Genomic DNA, 21,903 nt, shown 5'->3' on the forward strand with positions numbered 1-21,903 from the left:
CCCCAACACCGCCCACTGCGCGTCCGTCAGCACCAGCCCACCCTCCGCAAAGCGGGATCAACGACAGACCAACGCCAGCGTTCAGGCGCTAACAGGGCCTATTCACGGTCATGAGAAAAGGGCTCTAGGCCGCAAGTAGCGCGGTCAGCGCCACGCGCACCTCCGCCACCTCCAGCGAGGCGAGCGGCGCATGGCGCAGCACCGCCACCTGCCGTCCGCGCGGGGCGCAAAGGGCAGGGTCGCTCTCCTCCCCGAACAGCGCCAGCGTCGGGCAGCCCGCCGCCGCGATCAGGTGGGTGGGGCCGGTGTCGTTGCCGATGGCGAAGGCGGCGCGACGCGCGACGGCGGCGAGCATAGCGAAGCTGGTGCGGCCCGTCAGGTCGCGCGCGGAAGGCGCCCGCGCGCGGATGCGGGCGGCGAGCGGCGCCTCCGCCGGGCCGCCGACCACCGCCACCGGCAGCTCCAGCCCCGCCGCCAGCTCGGCGTAGCGCTCCACCGGCCAGCGCTTGCCCGGCCTGCCTGGCGAGGCCCCGGGCACCAGCAGGGCGAAGCGTTCCGGCAGGCCGAGGCCGGAGATGTCATCGTCCAGGAAGGAGAGGTCGGGCGGCGGGAAGTCGCGGATGCCGGCCTGTTCGAGCTGCTCCCGCTGGCGCTCCACCGTGTGCAGGGAATCGCGCAGCGGGTTGCGGTGGGGATGGCTGGCGCCGCGCGCGATCCCCGACCACTCCACCCCCGGCCCGACGAACAGCCGGTAGCGGGAGGAGCGGCCGGAGGTCTGCAGATCGTACACGCGCCGGAAGCCCGCGGCGCGCAGCCGGCGTGCCAGCCGCCACACGCCGCGCAGGTCGGTCCAGGCGGGGCGCCCGTCGGTCCAGACCTCGTCGAACCAGGGGGAGCGCCACGCCAGCTCTGCATAAGGCGGGGTGGTCAGCAGGGTGATCTCCGCCCCGGGGTGATGGGCGCGGATGGCGGCGAAGGGGCCGAAGGCCTGCACGAAATCGCCGAGCGAGGCGAGCTTGATCACCAGGATCCGTTCGCGCGTCATGGGGCGGGCGGAGTGTTCACAGCAATTCCCGATACACGGCGAGCGTCGCCTGCTGCATCGCGCGGGTGGTGTAGCGGGCGAGCACGCGCTCTCGCGCCCGCCGGCCCACCGCCGCGCGCTCGGCCGGCGGCAGGGCCAGCACCCAGCCGATCGCCTGCGCCAGCGCTGCCGGATCGCCGGGCGGCACGCGCCATCCGGTCACGGTCTCCTCCACCGTCTCGCGCGGGGCGCCGAGATCGGCGGCGATGACGGGCCGCTGCATCGCCTGCGCCTCGATCACCGTGCGCCCGAAGGCCTCCGGATCGGTGGAGGCGTGCACCACCACCTCGGCCAGCAGCAGCGCCGCGGGCATGTCCTCGGCATGGCCGACGAGGCGCACCCGCCCCTCCAGCCCACGCGCGGCGATCAGCGTCTCGAGCTCGGCGCGGAATCCCTCCCGCCCCCTCGCATCGCCGACCAGCAGGGCGAGAGGTCCCTCCGGCAGCCGCGCCATGGCCTCGACCAGCACCCGCCCGCCCTTCCAGCGCGTCAGCCGCCCCGGCAGCATCACCACGGGCCGCCCCTCCGGCACACCCCAGGCCGCGCGCAGCGCCGCGACGCGGGCGGGATCCACCGCTGCCGGATCGAAGCGCCCGGGGTCAACGCCGCGGGGAATGACGCGGATGCGCGCCGGATCGGTGCCGTGCCGCGACCGGATGTGGGCGGCGATGAAGTCGCTGATCGCGATCACCCGCTCCCCGCGCACCATCACCGAGTTGTACAGGCGCTTGCCCGGCAGCCCCTCATTGTAGGTGCCGTGATAGGTGGTGACGAGCCGCGCCCCGGTCCGCCGTGCCGCCAGGAGGGCGGACCAGGCCGGGGCACGGGAGCGGGCGTGCACGATCCGCACCTCCTCCCGCCGGATCAGCGCCGCGAGGGCGGCGGCGTTGCGCCAGACCGCCAGCGGGTTCTTCGACGCCAGCGGCAGCGTCACATGCCGTGCGCCGAGCCGCTCCAGCGCCGGCACCAGCGCCCCGCCCGAGGAGGCGACCAGGGCGCGGAAGCCCCCAGCGGCCAGCGCCTCGGCGATCTCCAGCGTGCCGCGCTCCACCCCACCGGCGTCGAGGGCGGGCAGCACCTGCAGCACGGCGGCGCTCACAGCGGGGCGGGGGCGGGGATCCCGGCGGCGCGGCCGCGCGCCTCCAGCACCGGCGGGATGGAGGGGTGCAGCGCGACGCCTTGCGCCAGCGCCTCCGCCCGCCGCGCCAGGGCGCGCTCGCCCGGCAGGCGCGGCGCCTCGCCGCCCGGGGCGGGCGGGTTAGCGCGCACCGCCTCGGCCATCCAGCCGGTCTCGCGCAGGAAGGCCTCGCGCCCACCGAAGCGGGCGGGGTCGAGCACCAGCACCAGCACCGAGGCGCCCCAGCCCCCCGGCGCATCCGCCCTGCCGTGCCCGGCGAGCGCGCTGGTCAGCGCCTCCACCATCAGCCCGAGGGCGGCGCCCTTGTGCCCCGCCGCCGGGCCGCCGAGCGGCATCAGCGAGCCGGGCGGGTCGGCGAAGAACACCGCCGGGTCGCCGGTCGGCCGCCCCGCCGCGTCCAGCAGCGCCGGGTGCGGAAAGGGCCGCCCCTCCGCGCGGCGCCGCGCCGTCATGGCGTTGGTGGTGACGGAGGTGGAGACGTCGAGCATCGCCGGTCCCGAAGGGGTGGGCCAGCCGGCGGCGATCGGGTTCGGCGTGAACAGCCGCCTGATCCCGCCCCAGGGCGCGACCGAGGCGGTGGCGGGATCGGAGGAGAGCAGCAGCATCACCTGTCCCCGCTCGGCGATGCGGGGCAGGTAGGCGGCGAGGCAGCCGATGTGGTGGCTGCGGCGGATCGCCACCGCGCCGAGCCCGAACCCCTCCGCCGCCGCCGAGGCGCGGTCGGCGGCGCGGCGCACCAGCCACGGCCCGGGGAGCTTGCGCCCGTCCCAGGTCTCTGCGACCGGGGTGGCGGACAGCGTCTCCGGCTCGCCGCTTCCCCGCATGTCGCCGCTGGCGAGCGCGTCGAGGTAGGGGCCGAGCTGGGCGAGGCCGTGGGTGTCGTGGCCCATCAGGTCGCCCTCGACCAGCACCTCGGCCACCACCGCAGCCTTCTCCGCCTCCATGCCGGCGGCGGCGAACAGCGCGGCGGCGAAGCCGCGCAGGGCGGCGGGGTCGTAGCGGGGCATGGTCTCGTCGGGCATGGCGGCGCGTCCGTCGGTGCGGGCGGGACCTTGCCGCGCCGCGCCGCCGCTGGCCAGAGCCGCCCGGTCGGCCGCCGGCCGGGGACCGGCGCCTGGCGGGCGCAGCCGCCCCCGCGCGCCGCCGCCGGCCGCCTCCGGAGGCCCAGGCGCCGCGCCGGCGGGCCGCGCGTCAGGGCCCGGCAGCCCCCGCCGCCTCCAGGATCTCGCGCGTCCGCGTCACGCGCTCCCCCCAATTGCGGTCGAATTCCGCGATCAGCTCCCCCAGCCCGGGCGAGGCCATGGCCGCCTCGGCATGGGCGGCATCCCGGAACTCGTAGAAGGCGTAATGCACGGTCGGATCGGTGCGGCTCCAGCACCGCCAGCCCCGCTCCGCCCCGAAGGCGGCGATCGCGTCCGGGAGGTGCTCGGTCTCGTACCACCGGTCGAAGCGTGGCCGGTCGGCCGCGTCGGCCAGCACCGCCCGCACCATCAGATACGCGCTTCCTGCCATGGCGCCTTCTCCCGCAATGCTCCTTCGTACCGTGCCCCGCCCCGGCTCATGCAGCGGCGATGCCCTGGGCGATCGCCGCCTCCTCCCGGCAGCGCTCCGGCCCCCCGAGGAGCTGGCGGTTGGCCAGGATGCGCTTGAACCAGAAGGGCAGGCCCAGCAGCTCGGTGAAGCCCATGCCCCCATGCACCTCGGTCGCGCCGCGCGCCACCTCGCGCCCGACCTCGTCGAGATGCGCCTTCGCGTGGGCGGCGAGCATGCGCGCCTCCGGCTCCTCCTCCGCCCGGTCCTGGGCGTGGGCGGCGTACCAGACGAAGGCGCGGCAGGGCTCGAGCGCCGCCGCCATCTCCGCGCAGGCGTGCTTCACCGCCTGGAAGCTTCCGATGGCGCGGCCGAATTGCCGGCGTTCCCCGGCATAGGCCACGGCCTTTCCGAGCATCGCCTGCGCCGCGCCGAGCGTTTCCGCGGCCAGGACGACCCGCCCCGCATCCAGCACGCGCCCCGCATCGCCGCCCGCCAGCACCTCCACCGGCACGGCGGCGAAGGAGAGATCGGCAAGCGGGCGCAGGCGATCCACGCTGCGGCGCGGCCGCACCGTCACTCCCGCCGCGTCCAGCGCCACGAGCGCCATCCCCTCCCGCGGCAGCGCGACCAGCGCATGGGTCGCCTCCGCCGCCTCCAGCGCGCCGGCGACCTCTCCGGAGAGGCGCCCATGCTCCAGGCGCAGCGCGCAGCGGCCGGTGGTGCCGGCGAGCGCGCCGAAGGCGGCGGCAACGCGGATCTCGCCGCCCGCGAGGCGCGGCAGCCACGCGTCCCGCTGCGCCTTCGCGCCGAGGAGGCGCAGCGCCAGCGGCGCCAGCACGGCGGTGCCGAGGAAGGGCGTCGGCGCCGCCGCGTGCCCGAGCGCCTCGGCCGCCAGAGCCGCGTCGAACACGCCGAGGCCGGTGCCGCCATGCTCCTCGGGCACCAGCAGCCCGGCAAGGCCGAGCCCGCACAGGCCCCGCCACAGCGCCGCGTCCCCGCCGGTCTCGGCGGCGGCGCGGCGCGAGTCCACCGTCACGCGGTCCGCCAGGAAGCCGCGCAGCGCCGCGTCGAACAGGCGCTGGTTCTCGTCCGGCCCGAATTCCATCTCACGCCCCTCCCTGCGGCCTCGGCTCCCGCGGCATGCCGAGGCCGCGCTCGGCGATGATGTTCTTCTGGATGTTCGAGCTGCCGCCGCCGATGATCAGGCCGAGGTCGTACATGTGATCCGCGTACCAGGTAGTGGGCTCGTCGTCCTCGGCGACGTCGTCGTGCGGTTCGTAGGGCAGGCCGGCATCGCCCAGCGCATCCACCGCCAGCGCCGTGAGCCGCCATGCGAGCACGGTTCCGGCATACTTCACCACCAGAAGCCCGAGGCCGGAATCCTGCCCGCGCGCCGCCTCGCTCAGCAGCCGCATCTGGTGGCACTTCATCGCCAGCACCTCGCCCTGCAGCCGCATCAGCCTCTCGCGCCAGTGCGGCATGCGGATCAGCGGCACGCCGTCCACCCGCGTGCGCTCCAGCAGGCCGCGCAGCCTGTGCAGGCGATGCGCCAGCTTGGCCGCGTCGCCGAGCAGCAGGCGCTCGTGCCGCAGCGTGACGTTCGCCACCTGCCAGCCCTTGCCGCGGCCGAGCACCACGGCATCCAGCGGCACCCGGACATCGGTGAGGAACACCTCGTTGAAGGTGGCGTGCCCCGTCATGGTGGGCAGCGGGCGCACCTCGATCCCCGGCGCGTCCATCGGCACCAGCAGGTAGGAGAGGCCCTCATGCCTCGGCCTGTCGGGCTCGGTGCGGCAGAGCAGGAACATCATGTCGGCGAAATGCGCCGAGCTGGTCCAGATCTTCTGCCCGTTGATGACGAACCGGCCGTCCACCACGTCCGCCCGTGTGCGCAGCGAGGCGAGATCGCTGCCCGCCTCGGGCTCCGAATAGCCCTGGCACCAGATCACCTCGCCGCGGATGGTCGGGGGAATCCAGCGCCGGCGCTGCTCCTCGCTGCCCACCTCCAGGAGGGTCGGCACCAGCATGCGGATGCCCTGGCCCTGGATGCCGGGGCTGACGCCGGCGCGGGTGAACTCCTCGGCGATGATCGCCGCCTCCAGCACGTCCGGCGCCGCGCCGTGGCCGCCATACGCGCGCGGGACGAAGCGGGCGGCGTAGCCGGCCTCGATCAGCCGCGCCTGCCAATCGAGGGCCCGGCGGTCGGGCCGCACCCGGCCGCCGCCGCCGCCCACGGGTGGCGAGAGGTGGCCGTGCCGCGCGATGAAGCACCGCACCTCGGCCTGCAGCGCGCGGTGGCGGTCGGAAAGGGTCAGGTCCATCCGCGTCTCCGTTCGGCCGTCCCGAGAGGGCGGGCGCCGCCATGGCGCGCCTCCCCCTCTCCTCCGTCAAGGCGCGGTCCGCCGCAGCGGATCGCGCCGTGGCGGGCATCAGGTTGCGACGAGCGGGCAGCTGCCCTCGTTCAGCGGGCGGAACGCCTCCTCCGCGGGCGTGGTCCGCAGCAGCTTGAAGTAGTCCCAGGGGCCGCGGGATTCCGCCGGCGTCTTCACCTCGAACAGGTGCACGTCGTGCAGCTTGCGCCCGTCCTCGCGGATGCGGCCGGGGCCGAAGACGTCGTCGTCGGTCGGCATGCGCTTCATCAGCTCCACCATCTCCCGCCCCGATTCCTTGGCGCGGGCGGCGCCGACCTGGCCCACCGCCTTCAGGTAGTGCAGCGCCGCGGAGTAGGCGCCGGCCTGGCACTGGTTGGGGTAGTTGTCCGGCGTGCGCGGCAGGATGCGCCTCGTGAAGGCGCGGGTGCGCTCGTTCAGGTCCCAGTAGAAGCTCTCGGTCAGCAGCAGCCCCTGCGCCGTCTCGAGGCCGAGCGTGTGCACGTCGTTCACGAAGCCGACGATGCCGAGCAGCTTCTGGCCGCGGCGGGTCAGGCCGAACTCGTTCGCCTGCTTGACGCAGGTGATGAAGTCGGCGCCGGCGTTGAGGAAGGCGACCACCTTCGCGCGGCTCGCCTGCGCCTGCATGATGAAGGAGGAGAAGTCGGCGGTGCCGGGGAAGGGGTGGCGCACCCCGCCGAGGATCCGCCCGCCCTCCTCCTGCACGAAGCGGGCGAGGTCGCGCTCCATCTGGTGGCCGAAGGCCATGTCGGCGGCGATGGTGAAGAAGGTGTTCCCGCCGGCGCGCACCGTCGCGACGCCGGAGGAGCGCGCCAGCATCCAGGTGTCGTAGGTCCAGTGCACGGTGTTCGGGCTGCACTGCCGTCCGGTCAGCTCCACCGTCGCCGCGCCGGTGTTGAGGTGGATCTTGTCCTTCTCCCGCACGATGCCGTTCACGGCGAGCGCGATGGAGGAATTGTTCACTTCCAGCACCACGTCCACGCCGCCGCGGTCGAACCACTCGCGGACGATGGCCGAGCCGACATCCGCCTTCTGCTGATGGTCCGCCTGCACCACCTCCACCGGAATGCCGCGCTCGATCAGCCCCGAATCCTGCACCGCCTGGCGCACGCAGGCGACGTTGGTGGGGCCGGAGAGGTGCCGGTAGGGGCCGGAGAAGTCGCCGAGCACGCCGAGGCGGATGGGCTGCTGGGCCTGGGCGCGGGCGGTGGTGCCGGCCCCGAGCAGGGGCGCGGCGGCGGCGGCGGCGGCGAGCAATTGGCGGCGGCAGATGGTCATCCTTGGTTCGTCCTCCTCCTATGGTGGGGCCGGCGCACGGCGTGCGGCGCCGGCGCAGCCGCGCCGGATCGCGCCGCAGCCGGCAGTGCTAGCGCAGCGGCGGCAGGTGCAGCGCCACCACCTCTCCTTCCTGTCCCGGCACGGCGGGGAAGCGCGCGCGCACCTCCGGATCGTGGCCGGGGATCACCGCGCTCTCGTCGCCGCCGGCGAGCCGTCTGGCGATGCGCCAGCCCTGCGTCATGGCGCCGAGGTCGAACAGGATCGGGAAGGGATTGCCCCGCTTCTCGTTGGCGTAGAAGTGCAGCGCGTCGGAGGCGATCACCACCGGCCCGCGCGCCGTCTGCACCCGCACCACCTGCAGGCCGTCCGAATGGCCGCCGACGCGGTGCACGGTGACGCCGGGCGCCACCTCCCCCTCGCCGTCGTGGAACTGCACCTTGTCGGCGAAGAGCGCGCGCACCATGGAGACGACGTGATCCGCCTCGAAGGGCAGGCGGATGCAGGCGGTGCACATGTGCCGGCCCGTCGCGAAGGCCATCTCCCGGTCCTGGATGTGGATGCGGGCGCCGGTGAAGAGGTCGATGCTGCCGGCGTGGTCGTAGTGCAGATGGGTGACGATCACGTCCCGCACCTTCGCCGGGTCCGTGCCCATGGCGCGCAGGCTGTCGGCGACGGAGCGGCTGAGCCTGCGCCCGCGCTTGGCCGCCAGCTCGGCGTCGAAGCCGGTGTCCACCACGATCTCATGCCCGCCGGGGCCGCGCAGCAGCCAGATGTAGTAGTCGAGCGGCATCGCCTCGTGCGGATCGTCGAGCGGCAGCAGGAAGTTGGTCTGCGCCGGCCGGTCGTGCCTTCCGTAGCGGATGGCGTAGGCTTCCCAGGTGCTCACTTGTTTCCCCCCAATGTCTCGCCGGCCAGCCGTTCGGAAAGCTGCGCCAGCGCCGTGTGGTCCTGCCCCGGCCCGAGCAGCGCCTGCGCCGCCGCCGAAAGCTCGCGGCAGAGCGCCGAGAAGGGCGCCGGCGTATTGGTCTCCCGCGCCAGCTCGAGCGCGATGGAGAGGTCCTTCACCAGGAGATCCAGGGAGAAGCCGGAATCGAAGCGCCGGGACAGCACGTACTGCTTGAACTTCCTCTGCGTGCTGTTGTTCACGCCGGTGGAGGCGTTCAGCACGTCCACCATCACCGCCGGGTCCAGGCCGAAGCGCTGGCCGGCCAGCAGCGCCTCGACGCCGACCAGGAAGCCGGCCGCGCTCATCAGGTTGTTCAGCGCCTTCATCGCCTGGCCGGCGCCGATCGGCCCGCAGCGGTGGATGGAGGTGCCCATCGCCCCCAGCACCGGCGCCGCGCGGTCGAGATCGGCCTCCGCGCCGCCGGCCATGATGGCGAGTTCCCCCGTCCTCGCCCGCGGCACGCCGCCGGAGACCGGGCAGTCCACCATCGCGACGCCCCGCTCGGCGAGGCGCGCGGCGATCTCCCGCGTGCGCCCCGGCTGGCCGGAGGTCATGTCGATGAACAGCGCGCCGGGGAGGAGCGCGGGCGCCATCGCCTCCGCCACCTCGGCCACCTGGGCGCTGGTGGGAAGGATGGCGACGACGCACTCCGCCCCCCGCGCCGCCTCGGCCGGCGAGGCGGCGGCGCGGCCGCCCGCCTCCCGCGCGAAGGCCTCGGCGCGGCCTGGCGCGGCGTCGCAGACCGTGACGTCGAAGCCCGCCTTCAGCAGGTTCGCCGCCATCGGCCAGCCCATGTTGCCGATGCCGGCGAAGCCGATGCGCCGGATCGGGGCGGCGCTCATTCCGCCGGCCTGCCCGGATGCGCGCCGGCCGGCTTGCCGGAGAGCGCGCCCTCGGCCACCAGCACCTCATGCGCCGCCTTGAAGGCGTCGAGCCCGGCGGGGATGCCGCAATAGGCGGTGGCGTGCAGCAGCACCGCCCTGATCTGGTCCACGGTCAGGCCGTTGTTCAGCGCGCCCTTCACGTGCAGCTTGATCTCGGGCGTCTTGCCGAGCGCCGTCAGCATGGCGAGGTTGAGCATGCTGCGCGTCTTGCGGTCCAGCGTCGGGTCGCCCCAGGCCCAGCCCCAGGCCCAGGCGGTGGTGGCGCGCTGGAAGGCCATCATGAACTCGTCGGCATTGGCAAGCGAGCTGTCCACATAGTCGGCGCCCAGCACCTCGCGGCGGATCGGCAGCCCCTTGTCGAACAGCGCGGCATCCTCGGACATCCTCTCCTCCCTTTCCGGAGCGTCGTCCGGGAAGGCTGGCCCCGCCCGGCCCGGCGGTCAACCGGTGCCGGGCGCCGCCCCGCGGTCTAGGATCGAGGCCGTCGAGGGAGGACCCGCCCCATGCTCTTCGAGGGCTTCACGCTGGAGACGCGCGAGGCGAACGGCCAGCGCCTCCGCCTGCGCCGTGGCGGGAAGGGCCCGCCGCTGCTGCTGCTGCACGGCAACCCGCAGACCCACATGATGTGGCATCCCGTGGCGCCGGCGCTGGCGCGGCGCTTCACCGTGGTCTGCCCGGACCTGCGCGGCTACGGCTTCTCCTCCGCCCCTCCTCCCAGCGCCGACCACGCGGCCTATGCCAAGCGCGCCATGGCGGAGGACATGGTGGCGCTGATGCGCGGCCTCGGCTTCCCGCGCTTCCGCCTGGTGGGACACGACCGCGGCGCGCGGGTGGCGCACCGCCTCGCGCTCGACCACCCGGAGGCGGTGGAGAGGCTGTGCGTGATGGACATCGTGCCCACGCTGCACCATTTCGAGCATGCCGACATGCGCTTCGGCCTCGGCTATTACCATTGGTTCTGGCTCGCCCAGCCGCACGACCGGCCGGAGCGCATGATCCTGCGCGACGTGGAGGACTGGTTCGACATCCACACCTCGCGCGAGCCGAAGGATCGGGGCTTCTTCCACCCCGAGGCGCGGGCCGACTATCTGGCGGCGCTGCGCGAGCCCGGCACCGTCGCCGCGATCTGCGAGGATTACCGCGCCGCGGCGAGCATCGACCTCGAACACGACCGGGAGAGCCGCGCCGCCGGCATCCGGATCCGCTGCCCCCTGCTCGCGCTCTGGGGGGCGAGGGGCAAGGTGGGCGAGTGGTACGAGCCGCTGGCGGTGTGGCGGGACTATGCGGCCGGGGAAGTCACCGGCGGCGCGGTCGCCTCCGGCCACTACCTGCCCGAGGAGGCGCCGGAGGAGGTGCTGCGCCGGCTCGACGGCTTCCTGTGAGGCCCGGCGCGGAGCCGGGCGGGTGGGCGCTACATCAGCCCCAGCGCCCGCATGTCCAGGATGAAGGGCAGGTCGGTATCGGCGGGCCGCACGCCCTGCTGCGTGAGCAGGCAGTGCACCTGCCCGCGGTGATGGGTCTGATGGTTGAAGAGGTGCGCCACCGTGATCCAGCGCGGCATGGTCAGGTCGCGCCCGGTGGCGCCGCTCTGCCAGGACAGCGCGCCCGAGAGCCACTCCGCCGTCAGCCCGCCGGCCCAGGCCTCGATCGCCGCATCGGCCTCGGCGCGCGCGGCGCGCAGGGCCTCGAAATCCGCGTGGAGCGCGGTGCTGCCCGGGATGCCGCCCTGCGGCCTCTCCCAGCCGGCGAGGCGGCTCATCCACATCCGGTCGCCCCAGAGCAGATGGTTGAGCGTGGCATGGATGGAGCCGAAGAAGGCGCCGCGATCGGCCTTCCGCTCCGCGTCGGGCACGCTCCCGGCCGCGGCGTAGAGGCGGCGGTTCATCTCGCTGTTGTAGGCCGCCATCATGCGGCACCAGTCCGGGGAGATCATCGGCGGGGTTCCTGCACCGGTCCGGCGGAGCATAGCCCGGCCGGCTCAGCCCGTCCGCCTCCAGAACAGCAGGGCATCGCGCGGCGTGCCCCGCGCATCCAGGGAATGGCCCGGAATGCGTCCCGCCTCCTGCCAGCCGAGATCGCGGCACAGCGCCTCCGCGATGCCGCCGGCGGGCATCTCCAGGGTGAGCAGGCGGCGCCCCGCGCGCCCGGCCGCCTGCTCGGCGCGCCGCATCAGGGCACGGCCGATGCCGCGCCGGCGCAGCGCGGGGTCCACGACCAGGGTCGCGATCTCCGCCCGGTGCGGCTGGTTCGGCGGCGTGCCGAGATCCACCTGCACCGTCCCGGCCATCACCCCGTCCAGCCAGGCCACCAGCAGGAGCCGCGTGCCGGCGGCGACATCGGCCGAGACCCGGCGCCAGACGCCGCGCGCGGCCTCCGCCGGCAGCGGCGGCAGGAAGGGCAGGCCGTCGCCTTCCTGCACCGCGGCGGCCAGGATCTCGGCCAGGCGCCGCTCCGCGCTCGCCGCCGCGGCGGCGTCCAGCGCCTCCACCACCAGGCCGCGCGCCGGCTTGGCGTAGCGGAACTCCAGCGATTTCGAGAGGTCGTCCAGGATGCGGATCGCCCCCTGGCGCACATAGCCGCGCCTCTCGTAGAAGCGGTGCGAACGCTCGAAGCGCGTGTCGGTCCAGAGCACGAGGCGCTGCGCGCCCTGCCCTCGCGCATGGTCCTCGGCGGTGGCGAGCAGGCGCTGGGCGAGGCCGGTGCCGCGTTCCGAGGCGGCGACGTACATGCGGCAGATCTCGAAGGCCGCGTCCTCGCGCAGCGGGCGGGTGGCGACCATGCCGACCACCGCGCCCTCCCGCTCGGCGGTCCAGAGCGCGCCGCCGGCCTGCGCGAAGTAGGTGGCCAGCGCGCGCAGCTCCGGCGCCTCGCCCTCCACGTCCAGCACGCAGCCGGGATACTCCGCCCAGCAGGCGGCGATCAGGGCGATGTAGCCCCCGGCATCGGCGTCGCGCCCCGGCCGCAGCGTCACGGCGCTCATCGCAGCTCCCGGCAGAACTCCTGGATGCGTCCGCAGGCCTCGGTCAGGCTTTCGGTGTCGGTGGCGTAGGAGATGCGCATGTAGGGGCTCATGCCGTAGGCGGCGCCCTGCACCGCCGCCACCTGCTTCTCCTCGAGCAGCGCGGCGACGAAATCGGTGTCGGTCTCGATCCGCCGCCCGCCCCGGCTGGTGCGCCCGATGCAGCCCGCGAGGCTGGGATAGACGTAGAAGGCGCCCTCCGGCCTGTGGCAGGTGAGGCCGGGCGCCTGGTTCAGCATCTCCACCACCATGTCGCGGCGCCGCTGGTAGATCGCCGCGCGCTCCCGCACCAGCTCCTGCGGCCCGTCGAGCGCCGCCGCCGCGGCCGCCTGGCCGACGGTGGAGACGCCGGAGGTCGCCTGCCCCTGCATGTTGAACATGGCCCTGATCAGCTGCGCCGGCCCGCCGCCGAAGCCGATGCGCCAGCCGGTCATGGCGTAGGTCTTGGAGACGCCGTTGACGGTGAGGGTGCGCTCCTTCAGCGCCGGCTCCACCTGCGCGATGGTCGAGAATTCCAGCCCGTCGTAGAGCAGGTGCTCGTACATGTCGTCGGTCATCACCCAGACATGCGGGTGGCGCAGCAGCACGTCGGCGATGGCCCGCATCTCGGCGCGGGAGGGCATGGCGCCGGTGGGGTTGTTCGGGAAGTTCAGCAGCACCCATTTGGTGCGCGACGTGATGGCGGCGGCGAGGTCCTCGGGCCGCGGCCGGAAGCCGTTGTTCTGCGGGCAGGGCACCGCCACCGGCACGCCGCCCGCGACCTTCGCCATGTCGGCGTAGCTGATCCAGTAGGGGGCGGGGATCACCACCTCGTCGCCCGGATCGAGCGTGGCCATGAAGGCGTTGAAGATCACCTGCTTGCCGCCGTTGCCGACGATGATCTCGTCGAAGGCGTAGTCGAGCCCGTTGTCGCGGCGGAATTTGCGCTGGATCGCGGCCTTCAGCGCCTCCGTGCCGCCCTGCGGCGGGTACTTCGTGTCGCCCTCGAGCGCCGCACGGTAGGCGGCCTCGATGGCGTGGCGCGGCGTCGGGAAGTCGGGCTCGCCGGAGGCGAGGCCGATCACCCGGATGCCCTGCAGCGTCAGCTCCCGCGCCCGCGCCGTCATGGCGGCGGAGGCGGAGACTTTGACGTCGGCGAGGCGCTGCGCGAGCCCGGGCACGGCGCTCACCGCATCCCGCGGCAGAAGCGCTGGATGCGCGCGCAGGCCTCGCGCAGCGCCTCGTCGCTGGTGGCGTAGCTGATGCGGAAGTGGCCGGGGTACATGAAGGCCGCGCCGTGCACGCAGGCCACCCCCTCCTCCTCCAGCAGCGCGGCGCAGAAATCCTCGTCGCTTCCGATCCTGCGGCCGCCCGCGGTGGTGCGGCCGATGCAGCCCTGCATGGAGGGGAAGACGTAGAAGGCGCCCTCCGGCCTGTGGCAGCGGATGCCCGGCGCGGCGTTCAGCATCTCCACCACCATGTCGCGGCGGCGCTGGTAGGCGGCGCGCATGGTCTCGATGAAGTCCTGCGGGCCGTTCAGCGCCTCCACCGCCGCCGCCTGGCTGATGCTGCAGGTGTTGGAGGTGCTCTGGCTCTGCAGCTTGTCCATGGCCTTGACGAGCTCCACCGGCGCGCCGGCGAAGCCGATGCGCCAGCCGGTCATCGCGTAGGCCTTGGAGCAGCCGTTCATCGTCACCGTGCGGTCGCGCAGCCGCGGCTCCACCTCGACCACCGTCGCCGCCCGGAAGCCGTCATAGGTCAGCTTCTCGTAGATGTCGTCGCTGAAGATCCAGACATCGGGATGCCTCAGCAGCACGTCGGTCAGCCGCTTCAGCTCCTCGGCGTTGTAGGCGGCGCCGGTCGGGTTGCAGGGGTTGTTCAGGATGAACCACTTGGTGCGCGGCGTGATCGCCTGCTCGAGCTGCTCCGGACGCAGCTTGAAGCCGCTGTTCTGGTCGCAGGGCACGATCACCGGCCTGCCCTCGGCCAGCTCCACGATGTCGGGGTAGCTGACCCAGCAGGGGGCGGGGATGATCGCCTCGTCGCCCGGGTTGATGGTGGCGAGCAGCGCGTCGAAGATCACCTGCTTGCCGCCCGTCGCGACCAGGATCTCCTCCGGCCTGTAGTCGATGCCGTGGTCGCGCCTGAACTTGGCCGCCACCGCCTGGCGCAGCGCCGGCGTGCCGGCGACGTCGGTGTACTTGGTCTCGCCGCGCTCGATGGCGGCGATCGCCGCGTCCTTCACGTTGCGCGGGGTGTCGAAATCTGGCTCGCCGGAGGACAGGCCGATGATGTCGCGCCCCGCCGCCTTCAGCGCCCGCGCCTTGGTGGTCATCGCGATGGTCAGGGAGGGGGAGATGCGGTCGAGGCGGTCGGCGGTGAGCTTCATCATGGGCCTGCGGGCTGCCGGGAAGGCGGGAACCTACCCCCCCGCCCCCGCCGCTTCAACCCATGCGCCGCGCGGCCCGGCGCAGCACCCAGCCCACCAGCGCCAGGGCACTTCCCGCCAGAGCCAGGATCACCGCCCCCAGCGCGTTGATCTCCGGCGTCAGGCCAAGGCGGATCTGGCCGAACAGGTACATCGGCAGGGTAGTCCCGGCCGGGCCGGAGACGAAGCTCGCCACCACCAGGTCGTCGAGCGAGAGGGTGAAGGCCAGCAGCCAGCCGGCCAGCAGCGCCGGGGCGATCAGCGGCAGGGTCACGGTGCGGAACACGGTGAAGGGCCGGGCGCCGAGATCGGCCGCCGCCTCCTCCAGCAGCCGCCCCTGCTCGGCCAGCCGCGCCTGCACCACCACGGCGACATAGGCCATGCCGATGGTGGTGTGCGCCAGCAGCACGGTCAGCGCCCCGCGCCCCGCCGGCCAGCCCACCGCCCCCTGCAGCGCCACGAACAGCAGCAGCAGGGAGAGGCCGGTCACCACCTCGGGCAGCACCAGCGGGCTGCCGACCAGCACCCCGAACAGCGCCCGCCCGCGGAACGGCCCGAAGCGCGCCAGCGCCCAGCCGGCGAGCCCGCCGAGCAGGGTGGCGAGGGTCGCCGCCCCGGCGGCGATGCGCAACGACAGCAGGGCGGCCTCCAGCAGCCGCTCGTTCTCCGCCAGCGCGCGGAACCAGCGCAGGGAGAAGCCGCCCCACTGGAAGGGGATGCGGTCGGCGCTGAAGGCGTACGCCACCAGCAGGATCACCGGCGCCCAGAGGAAGGCGAGGCCGAGGGCGAGGCCCGCGCGCCTCACGGCCGCGCCTCCAGCCGCTGGAACAGCCGGATCGGCAGCACCAACAGCGCCAGCAGCGCCACCGCCAGCGCCGCCGCCAGCGGCCAGTCGCGGTTCTGGAAGAACTCCGTCCACAGCACCCGGCCGACGAGCTGCGCCTCGGGCGGTCCCAGCAGCTCCGGGATCACGAACTCCCCCGCCGCCGGGATGAACACCAGCAGGAAGCCCGCCAGCGCCCCGGGGAAGGAGAGCGGCAGGGTGACGGTGAGGAACGCCACCGCCGGCCGCGCCCCGAGATCGGCCGCCGCCTCCTCCAGCGCCGGGTCGAGGCGCGACAGCGCGGCGTAGAGCGGCAGCACCGCGAAGGGCAAATAGGAATGCACCATGCCGAGATAGAGGGCGAGGTCGGTGTAGAGCATCGGCACCGGCGCCTCGATCAGCCCGAGTCCGCGCAGCACGCCGTTCAGCCAGCCCTCGTCGCGCAAGAGGCCGATCCAGGCGCCGATGCGCAGCAGGAAGCCGGTCCAGAAGGGCAGCAGCACCAGCAGCAGCAGCGGCAGCCGCCGCGACGGCCGCGCCCGCAGGATGCCGAGCGCCATGGGATAGGCGAGCAGCAGGCAGAGCAGCGCGGAGAGGAAGGCGACGCGCAGCGAGCGCAGGAAGGCGTCGAGGTAGAAGCGGTCCTCGGCCAGGATGGCGAAGCTCAGCAGCGTTCCCCGCCAGCGCGGCCCCTCCCCGTCCCAGGCGAGCGGCGGGGTGAAGGGCGGCACGCCCATGGCAGGCTCGGCCAGCGCGATCGCCAGCAGGATCGCCACCGGCGCGGCGACGAAGGCGAGCAGCCAGAGGAAGGGCGGGGCGAGGAGCAGCAGGCGGCGCATCAGTCGGCGAGCGGCACCACGGCAGCGGCGTCCCAGGCCAGCGCCACGGGCGCGCCGGGCGCGGGAGGCGTCGCGCCGCCGGGCAGGCTGACGCGCAGTTCCTGCCCGCCGGCGGTCGCCACCAGGGCGAGCCAGGCCTCGCCGCGATAGGCGAGGTCGCGCAGCGTGCCGGCGGCGGCGTTCTCGGCCGGCGCCCTGCGCTCATCCACCAGGCGGATGCGCTCCGGCCGGAGCGCCACCGCCAGCGCCTCGCCGGGCGCGCGCGGCGGCGGGGCGGCGGGACGCAGCGTGCAGCCCGCGGCGGCGCAGTCCACCCGCCCGTCGGCGCCGACGCGCCCCTCCAGCACGTTGGCAGCGCCGAGGAAGCCGGCGACGAAGCGCGTCGCCGGGCGCTCGTAGAGCTCGCGCGGCGGACCGTACTGCGCGAGCCGCCCCTGCTCCAGCACCGCCACCCGATCGGCCAGCGCCAGCGCCTCCGCCTGGTCGTGCGTGACCATGATGAAGCCGGCGCCGGTGGCGCGCTGCAGGGCGCGCAGCTCGAGCCCCGTGCGCTCGCGCAGCCCGGCGTCGAGCGCGCCGAGCGGCTCGTCCAGCAGCAGCAGCGGCGGGCGCTTCACCAGGGCGCGCACCAGCGCCACGCGCTGCCGCTGCCCGCCGGAGAGCTGGTGCGGCCGGCGGCGCTCGAGGCCGGAGAGGCCGACCATCTCCAGCGCCTCGGCCACGCGCCGCGCGATCTCCCCGCGCGGCCTTCCCTCGCGCCGCAGCCCGTAGGCGACGTTGTCGAAGACCGAAAGGTGGGGGAACAGCGCGTAGCTCTGGAACATCATGCTGACCGGCCGCGCATGCGGCGGCAGCGGGCCGAGATCGGCGCCGTCGAGCAGGATGCGCCCCTCGTCCGGCGCCTCGAAGCCGGCGACGAGGCGCAGCAGCGTGGACTTGCCCGAGCCCGAGCCGCCGAGCAGGGCGACGAACTCGCCGCGCGCCACCTCCAGCGAGAGCCGCTCCAGCGCCACGGTAGCGCCGAAGCGCTTGCTCACCCCCTGCACCTGCAGCAGCGGCGCCACCTCCTCAGCGGCCCGCGCGGAACCGGCTCCACAGCCGCGCGCGCGCGCGCTCGGCGGCGATCGGCAGGGTGCCGGCGACGAAGGCGCCCTCCAGCGCCGCGGGCGGCGGATAGACGTTCGGGTCCTCGCGCACATGCTCCGCCACCAGCGGGCGGGCAGCAGGCACGGCGCTCGGATAGCGGGTGTGGGTGGTGATCGCTGCCATCACCTCCGGCTGCAGCACGAAGTCGATGAAGCGGTGCGCGGCCTCCGGGTTCGGCGCGTCGGCGGGGATGGCCAGCACGTCGAACCAGAGGTGCGGCCCCGCGACATAGGCGACCTCCACCCCCCGGCCGGCCTGCCGTGCCCGCGCCGCGGCCTGGATCACGTCGCCCGAGAAGGTGAAGGCGACGCAGAGCTCGCCGGTGGCCAGCATGTCCACCAGCGCGCCGCTGCCCGGGATCGCGCGCAGATGCGGGCGGATGGCGAGCAGCGCCTGCTCGGCGGCGCGCAGATCCGCGCTGTCGGCGCTGTCCGGGTCGCGGCCGAGCCAGTGCAGCACGCTCGGCAGCACGTCCATCGCGCTGTCCATCACCGCGATGCCGCAGCCGGCCAGGCGCTCGGCGTGCTCGGGACGGAACAGCAGGTCGAGGCTGTCGAGCGGCGCGTCGGGCGCCAGGGCGCGCACCCGGTCGGGGCGGATGCCGAGGCCGACCGTGCCCCAGAGGTAGATCACGCCGTGCCGGTTCTCCGGGTCCACCTTGGCGATGCGCTGCATCAGCGCCGGGTCGAGATGGCGCCAGTTGGGAATCCGGTCCCGGTCCAGCGGCAGCAGGGCGCCGGCGCGCAGCAGCCGGGCGAAGGTGGGCTCGGCGGTCGGCACGATGACGTCGTAGCCGGAGCGGCCGGCGGAGAGCTTGCCCTCCAGCGTCTCCAGGCTGTCGAACACGTCGTAGCGGACGCGGATCCCCGTCTCCCGCTGGAAGCGCTCCAGCACCTCGGGGGCGATGTAGTCCGTCCAGTTGTAGACGTTGAGCACCGGCTGCGCGCGCGCGGGCAGGAGCGGCAGCAGCGCGAGCAGCATGGCGGCGAGGAGGGTGCGGCGCATGGGCGGCTCCCGGCAGGAGGATACGCCGCCCCCATAGCACGCCGGGGCTAGGATGTTTTTCCTTGACTGCGCCGCAACGATCCGGTAGGCCGGTCCTGCCAACGGGCGATCTGCGCCCGCTGCCCAGCCTGCATCCCCGAACCCTTCCGCCTCCCGGCCATGCGCCGCCCGCCCGCGTCTCCGCGCGCGGCGCGCGGACGGCCGGGGTGTCTCGCCATGCCCAGCGAGGGAGGCATCCTTGCCCTTCGACCCCGCCAGCCTCAGCGCCCTGATCCACGGCAACGGCTTCACCCTGTGGCACTACCGCACCACGGACAGCCGCGCCACGGTCAGCGCCGCCGGCTACTTCGCCCCGGTCTCCGGCCGCCTGAAGCCCGGCGACCTGATGGTGCTGCAGGCCGCCGACTCGCTGGCGCTGCTACCCATCCGCATCGGCGCCGTGCCGGGCACCGGCGTCACGCTCGACGGCGCGGTGGGGCCGGTCAACACCACGCGGTCGGTGACGCAGGGCTTCTCGGTCGCCCAGGCCGCCGCGGCGATGGTCCGCGCCATCGTGCTCGCCCCGCTCGCCTCGGCGATCGTGGCGGGCGGCACGATCCCGGTCTCCGCCGCGGTGACCGGGCCGGTGAGCCAGGTGGTGTTCACGCTGCGCGATGCGAACGGCGCCGTGCTGCCCCCGGCGCGGACGGTCGCGGTGGTCAACGGCGCCGCCAGCACCAGCTTCGACGCGCCGCCGGTTGGCTCCGGCTACCGCATCCGGGCCGAGGACGCGGCCGACCCCTCGGTCGGCGTCACCAGCCGCAGCTTCAATGTCGGCCAGGACCTGCAGCTCCTGCTGCAGGAGAACTTCTCGCGCCTGCTGCTCGAGGATGGCGGCGCGCTGAAGCAGTAGCGCCCGCAGCGGCGCCGAGCCCTTCCCCTTCCCCCGAGGCCGCGCCGACGGCGCGCCGCCCTTGCACGAACCGGTGAGCCATGCCCGACGCCCGCATCAGCGAACTGCCCATCGCCAGCGCCCTGTCCGACACCGACCTCACCCCCGTGGTGCAGACCGCGAACGGGGCTTCGGTCACCCGCCGCGCCACGATCGCCCAGCTCCGCAGCGCGGTCTCGACCGGGCAGACCGCGCATGTGCGCGACTACGGCGCGGTGGGAGACGGCGCGACCGACGACGCGCCGGCCATCCAGGCGGCGATCAACGACCTGCAGAACCGCGGCGGCGGCACGCTCGGCTTCGGCCCGCGCAGCTACCGCATCGCCTCGCCCATCGTCGTCAGCGGCACCATGGTGCGGCTGCAGGGCGCCGGCTTCACCGAGGGGCCCGGCGCCGGCCAGGGCACCTGGCTGTCCATAGACGGCACCGGCTTCACGCCCTTCACCTTCACGGGCGTCGCGGCGCGCGGCTCGGCGGTGCGCGACATCGCGGTGCAGCAGACGCACGCGGCCGCGCTCAACGCCTCCTGGGCGCCGACCAACTATCCCTTCGTGTTCCGGGTCGAGGACTGCCTCGGCGGGATCGACTTCGACAACGTCTTCCTGGTGCGCGTCAACCGCGGCATCTACTGCCGCAATTCCGGTCGCCTCGACATCCGGCGGCTGCGCGGCCAGGTCTTCACCACCGGCGTCGAGATCGACGAGTGTCTCGACGTTCCGCGCATCCACAACCTGCACTTCTGGACCTTCTGGACCTCGGACACCAACGTGGTGCGCTGGCAGCAGGCGAACGGCGACGCGCTGGTGTTCCGCCGCTGCGACGGCGTGTTCGTGGACCAGGCCTTCGTCCTCGGCTACCGCAGCATGTTCCGCTTCTCCGCCTCGGCGGCCGGGAACACGACCAAGTTCTACATCGGCCAGGCCTATGCCGACTTCGTGAAGTACGGCGTCTGGATCCAGGCCAACGGCACCGACGGGCAGATCTCCGGCCTGACCACCCAGGGCGAGATCTTCAACGCCGGCGGCACGCCGATCGCGGGCAGCGCGGGCATCCTGGTGGACGCCAGCAACACCCGCCTGCAGGTCGGCAACCTGCGCGTGGACGACGCCGAGGACAACGCCATCCGCCTGAACGGCAGCGGCAACCGCCTCGACATCTTCTCGCTGCGCTGCGTGTACTACAACACGCGCAACAACGGCGCGGCGGCGATCCACCTCGCCGACAGCGGCGCCTCCCCGCCGAACGCGGTGCATCTCGGCGCCCCGCCGCTGCTCGAGCACGGCAATGGCGGGCCGCTGGTGAACGCCGGCACCAACGCCACGCTGGCGATGCAGGCGCCCGCCGGGCGCGCCGCCCGACCGGGCCTCGCGGTCGGCGGCGGCGACACCGGCTTCCACCAGCCCGCGGCCGGCGCGCTCGCGGCCAGCGCCGGCGGGGTGGAGGTGCTGCGCGCCACCGGCGCCGGCACGGTGACGCTCGGCGCCGCCCCCGGCGGGCACGCCTTCGAGGTGGTGACCCCCTCCGCGGGTGCGAACCGGGTGCAGGTGGCCGGCGGCGCCTCCGGCAGCCCGGTGGCGGTCCTGGCGCAGGGCGGGGATGCGCATGTCGGGCTGGTGCTCGGCCCCCGCGGCAACGGCGCGCTGATGGCGCAGCTTCCCGACGGCGCCGCGACGGGCGGCCATGCGCGCGGCGCCAACGCGGTGGACTGGCAGCAGGTGCGGGCCACCCCCACCCAGGTGGCCTCCGGCGCGCAGTCCTTCATCGGCTCGGGCATGAACAACACCGCGGCGCAGAACAACGCCGCCGTGGTCGCGGGCGTGGCCAACCAGGCCGGGGGCATCCGCGCCTTCGTCGGCGCCGGCCAGAACAACCAGGCCACGGGCACGGACAGCGTGGTCTCGGGCGGCAATGGCAACCAGGCCTCCGGCCTGTGGGGCTGGGTGCCGGGCGGCAGCGCCGCCAGCACGCGCGGGCAGTTCGGCCGCGGCGCCTGGGCCTCGGGCAGCTTCGCCGCGCAGGGCGACGCACAGGCCGGCGAGCACGTGCTGCGCGCCCAGACCAGCGGCACCGCGCCCGCCCGGCTCACCGCGGACGGCGCCGCGCCGGGCGGCGGCAACACCGCCAACCTGCCCAATGGCGGCACCTACCTCGTCCGGCTGATGGTGCTGGCGCGGCAGACCGGCGGCTCGGCCGGAACGGTGGGCGACAGCGCCGGCTGGGAGCTGGGCGTGCTGGTCAGGCGCGGCGCCGGCGCCTCGGCCACCGCCCTGCTCGGTGGCGGCACCGCCATCGCGCCCACCCTCGCCGACGCCGCGGCGGCGGGCTGGCGCCTCTCGGTCAGCGCGGACACCGCGAATGGCGGCCTCGCCATCGCCGGAACCGGGGAGGCGAACAAGGCCCTGAGCTGGGTGGCCCGCCTCCTCTCCGTCGAGGCCGTCGGCTGAACGCCGCCGGCGCGCACCGCGCCCTCCCCTCCCTCC

General features: G+C 74.3%; 21 protein-coding genes. 3 read left to right on the forward strand and 18 right to left on the reverse strand.

What is annotated here, in order from left to right; genetic code table 11:
• Nucleotides 1-124: 124 nt before the first annotated feature.
• The 10 genes from ET526_RS15630 to ET526_RS15675 all read right to left on the reverse strand — a co-directional run bounded on the left by ET526_RS15630 (nt 125) and on the right by ET526_RS15675 (nt 9,636).
• Nucleotides 125-1,045 (reverse strand): glycosyltransferase family 9 protein, encoded by a 921-nt coding sequence (locus tag ET526_RS15630; RefSeq protein ID WP_135468678.1) that lies wholly within the window; start codon nt 1,043-1,045, stop codon nt 125-127.
• 16 nt (nt 1,046-1,061) lie between these two features.
• Complete coding sequence (locus ET526_RS15635; RefSeq protein WP_240048431.1) at nt 1,062-2,171, reverse strand: glycosyltransferase family 4 protein; 1,110 nt, start codon at nt 2,169-2,171, stop codon at nt 1,062-1,064.
• Between the two features lie 8 nt (nt 2,172-2,179).
• Nucleotides 2,180-3,244, reverse strand: coding sequence for an Ldh family oxidoreductase (locus tag ET526_RS15640; RefSeq protein WP_204623669.1), 1,065 nt, complete (start codon nt 3,242-3,244; stop codon nt 2,180-2,182).
• Between the two features lie 169 nt (nt 3,245-3,413).
• Nucleotides 3,414-3,734, reverse strand: coding sequence for a hypothetical protein (locus ET526_RS15645; protein ID WP_135468684.1), 321 nt, complete (start codon nt 3,732-3,734; stop codon nt 3,414-3,416).
• Nucleotides 3,735-3,780: 46 nt separating this feature from the next.
• On the reverse strand, nt 3,781-4,860 hold the full coding sequence (locus tag ET526_RS15650; protein WP_135468686.1) for an acyl-CoA dehydrogenase family protein: 1,080 nt from the start codon (nt 4,858-4,860) through the stop codon (nt 3,781-3,783).
• A gap of 1 nt (nt 4,861) precedes the next feature.
• Nucleotides 4,862-6,076, reverse strand: coding sequence for an acyl-CoA dehydrogenase family protein (locus ET526_RS15655; protein WP_135468688.1), 1,215 nt, complete (start codon nt 6,074-6,076; stop codon nt 4,862-4,864).
• 108 nt (nt 6,077-6,184) lie between these two features.
• Nucleotides 6,185-7,423, reverse strand: coding sequence for an ABC transporter substrate-binding protein (locus tag ET526_RS15660; RefSeq protein WP_135468690.1), 1,239 nt, complete (start codon nt 7,421-7,423; stop codon nt 6,185-6,187).
• Between the two features lie 88 nt (nt 7,424-7,511).
• The gene (locus tag ET526_RS15665; protein WP_240048432.1) at nt 7,512-8,309 is read right to left on the reverse strand and encodes an N-acyl homoserine lactonase family protein; all 798 of its coding nucleotides are present in this window, start codon (nt 8,307-8,309) and stop codon (nt 7,512-7,514) included.
• Nucleotides 8,306-9,211 (reverse strand): NAD(P)-dependent oxidoreductase, encoded by a 906-nt coding sequence (locus ET526_RS15670; RefSeq protein WP_135468693.1) that lies wholly within the window; start codon nt 9,209-9,211, stop codon nt 8,306-8,308. Before ET526_RS15670 ends, ET526_RS15665 begins: the two co-directional genes overlap by 4 nt.
• Nucleotides 9,208-9,636: a carboxymuconolactone decarboxylase family protein gene (locus ET526_RS15675; protein ID WP_135468696.1), complete on the reverse strand. Its 429-nt coding sequence runs from the start codon at nt 9,634-9,636 to the stop codon at nt 9,208-9,210. Before ET526_RS15675 ends, ET526_RS15670 begins: the two co-directional genes overlap by 4 nt.
• Nucleotides 9,637-9,756: 120 nt before the next feature.
• Here ET526_RS15675 and ET526_RS15680 point away from each other — a divergent pair, with 120 nt between their 5' ends.
• Nucleotides 9,757-10,635 (forward strand): alpha/beta fold hydrolase, encoded by an 879-nt coding sequence (locus tag ET526_RS15680; protein ID WP_135468698.1) that lies wholly within the window; start codon nt 9,757-9,759, stop codon nt 10,633-10,635.
• Between the two features lie 29 nt (nt 10,636-10,664).
• On the opposite strand, the gene ET526_RS15685 is transcribed toward ET526_RS15680, so the two are convergent.
• Genes ET526_RS15685 through ET526_RS15720 form a run of 8 tightly spaced genes read right to left on the reverse strand, consistent with a single transcriptional unit; the run spans nt 10,665 to nt 18,492 of the window.
• Entirely contained in the window at nt 10,665-11,186 is a 522-nt protein-coding gene (locus tag ET526_RS15685) for a DinB family protein (protein WP_135468701.1), read from the reverse strand.
• 45 nt (nt 11,187-11,231) lie between these two features.
• Nucleotides 11,232-12,233, reverse strand: coding sequence for a GNAT family N-acetyltransferase (locus tag ET526_RS15690; protein WP_135468705.1), 1,002 nt, complete (start codon nt 12,231-12,233; stop codon nt 11,232-11,234).
• Nucleotides 12,230-13,432 carry a pyridoxal phosphate-dependent aminotransferase gene (locus tag ET526_RS15695; RefSeq protein ID WP_135468750.1) on the reverse strand — a complete coding sequence of 401 codons (1,203 nt, stop codon included), beginning with the start codon at nt 13,430-13,432 and terminating at the stop codon, nt 12,230-12,232. The genes ET526_RS15690 and ET526_RS15695 overlap by 4 nt, the downstream gene beginning before the upstream one ends.
• Before the next feature lie 5 nt (nt 13,433-13,437).
• Nucleotides 13,438-14,640, reverse strand: coding sequence for a pyridoxal phosphate-dependent aminotransferase (locus ET526_RS15700; RefSeq protein WP_135468752.1), 1,203 nt, complete (start codon nt 14,638-14,640; stop codon nt 13,438-13,440).
• Between the two features lie 55 nt (nt 14,641-14,695).
• Nucleotides 14,696-15,484 carry an ABC transporter permease subunit gene (locus ET526_RS21750; protein WP_135468707.1) on the reverse strand — a complete coding sequence of 263 codons (789 nt, stop codon included), beginning with the start codon at nt 15,482-15,484 and terminating at the stop codon, nt 14,696-14,698.
• Nucleotides 15,481-16,341 carry an ABC transporter permease gene (locus tag ET526_RS21755; RefSeq protein WP_135468709.1) on the reverse strand — a complete coding sequence of 287 codons (861 nt, stop codon included), beginning with the start codon at nt 16,339-16,341 and terminating at the stop codon, nt 15,481-15,483. The genes ET526_RS21750 and ET526_RS21755 overlap by 4 nt, the downstream gene beginning before the upstream one ends.
• Complete coding sequence (locus ET526_RS15715) at nt 16,341-17,405, reverse strand: ABC transporter ATP-binding protein (protein WP_135468711.1); 1,065 nt, start codon at nt 17,403-17,405, stop codon at nt 16,341-16,343. The genes ET526_RS21755 and ET526_RS15715 overlap by 1 nt, the downstream gene beginning before the upstream one ends.
• A gap of 4 nt (nt 17,406-17,409) precedes the next feature.
• Nucleotides 17,410-18,492, reverse strand: a complete 1,083-nt coding sequence (locus ET526_RS15720) for an extracellular solute-binding protein (protein ID WP_135468713.1) — start codon at nt 18,490-18,492, stop codon at nt 17,410-17,412.
• 238 nt (nt 18,493-18,730) lie between these two features.
• Between ET526_RS15720 and ET526_RS15725 the strand changes: the two genes are divergently transcribed.
• Together ET526_RS15725 and ET526_RS15730 are read left to right on the forward strand one after the other, a co-directional pair.
• Nucleotides 18,731-19,384 (forward strand): hypothetical protein, encoded by a 654-nt coding sequence (locus ET526_RS15725; protein WP_135468715.1) that lies wholly within the window; start codon nt 18,731-18,733, stop codon nt 19,382-19,384.
• 80 nt (nt 19,385-19,464) lie between these two features.
• Nucleotides 19,465-21,867: a glycosyl hydrolase family 28-related protein gene (locus tag ET526_RS15730; protein ID WP_135468718.1), complete on the forward strand. Its 2,403-nt coding sequence runs from the start codon at nt 19,465-19,467 to the stop codon at nt 21,865-21,867.
• Nucleotides 21,868-21,903 lie beyond the last annotated feature (36 nt).

The organism is Crenalkalicoccus roseus (genome assembly GCF_004761865.1).
GTDB lineage: Bacteria > Pseudomonadota > Alphaproteobacteria > Acetobacterales > Acetobacteraceae > Crenalkalicoccus > Crenalkalicoccus roseus.

Bases quoted from the DNA above. Each gene is read 5' to 3' on its own strand.
- ET526_RS15685 (WP_135468701.1), bottom strand. From the start codon at position 11,186: ATGATCTCCCCGGACTGGTGCCGCATGATGGCGGCCTACAACAGCGAG.
- ET526_RS15700 (WP_135468752.1), bottom strand. From the start codon at position 14,640: ATGAAGCTCACCGCCGACCGCCTCGACCGCATCTCCCCCTCCCTGACC.
- ET526_RS15720 (WP_135468713.1), bottom strand. From the start codon at position 18,492: ATGCGCCGCACCCTCCTCGCCGCCATGCTGCTCGCGCTGCTGCCGCTC.
- ET526_RS15650 (WP_135468686.1), bottom strand. From the start codon at position 4,860: ATGGAATTCGGGCCGGACGAGAACCAGCGCCTGTTCGACGCGGCGCTG.
- ET526_RS15675 (WP_135468696.1), bottom strand. From the start codon at position 9,636: ATGTCCGAGGATGCCGCGCTGTTCGACAAGGGGCTGCCGATCCGCCGC.
- ET526_RS15690 (WP_135468705.1), bottom strand. From the start codon at position 12,233: ATGAGCGCCGTGACGCTGCGGCCGGGGCGCGACGCCGATGCCGGGGGC.
- ET526_RS21755 (WP_135468709.1), bottom strand. From the start codon at position 16,341: ATGCGCCGCCTGCTGCTCCTCGCCCCGCCCTTCCTCTGGCTGCTCGCC.
- ET526_RS15660 (WP_135468690.1), bottom strand. From the start codon at position 7,423: ATGACCATCTGCCGCCGCCAATTGCTCGCCGCCGCCGCCGCCGCCGCG.
- ET526_RS15645 (WP_135468684.1), bottom strand. From the start codon at position 3,734: ATGGCAGGAAGCGCGTATCTGATGGTGCGGGCGGTGCTGGCCGACGCG.
- ET526_RS15640 (WP_204623669.1), bottom strand. From the start codon at position 3,244: ATGCCCGACGAGACCATGCCCCGCTACGACCCCGCCGCCCTGCGCGGC.
- ET526_RS15680 (WP_135468698.1), top strand. From the start codon at position 9,757: ATGCTCTTCGAGGGCTTCACGCTGGAGACGCGCGAGGCGAACGGCCAG.
- ET526_RS15630 (WP_135468678.1), bottom strand. From the start codon at position 1,045: ATGACGCGCGAACGGATCCTGGTGATCAAGCTCGCCTCGCTCGGCGAT.
- ET526_RS15730 (WP_135468718.1), top strand. From the start codon at position 19,465: ATGCCCGACGCCCGCATCAGCGAACTGCCCATCGCCAGCGCCCTGTCC.
- ET526_RS15655 (WP_135468688.1), bottom strand. From the start codon at position 6,076: ATGGACCTGACCCTTTCCGACCGCCACCGCGCGCTGCAGGCCGAGGTG.
- ET526_RS15670 (WP_135468693.1), bottom strand. From the start codon at position 9,211: ATGAGCGCCGCCCCGATCCGGCGCATCGGCTTCGCCGGCATCGGCAAC.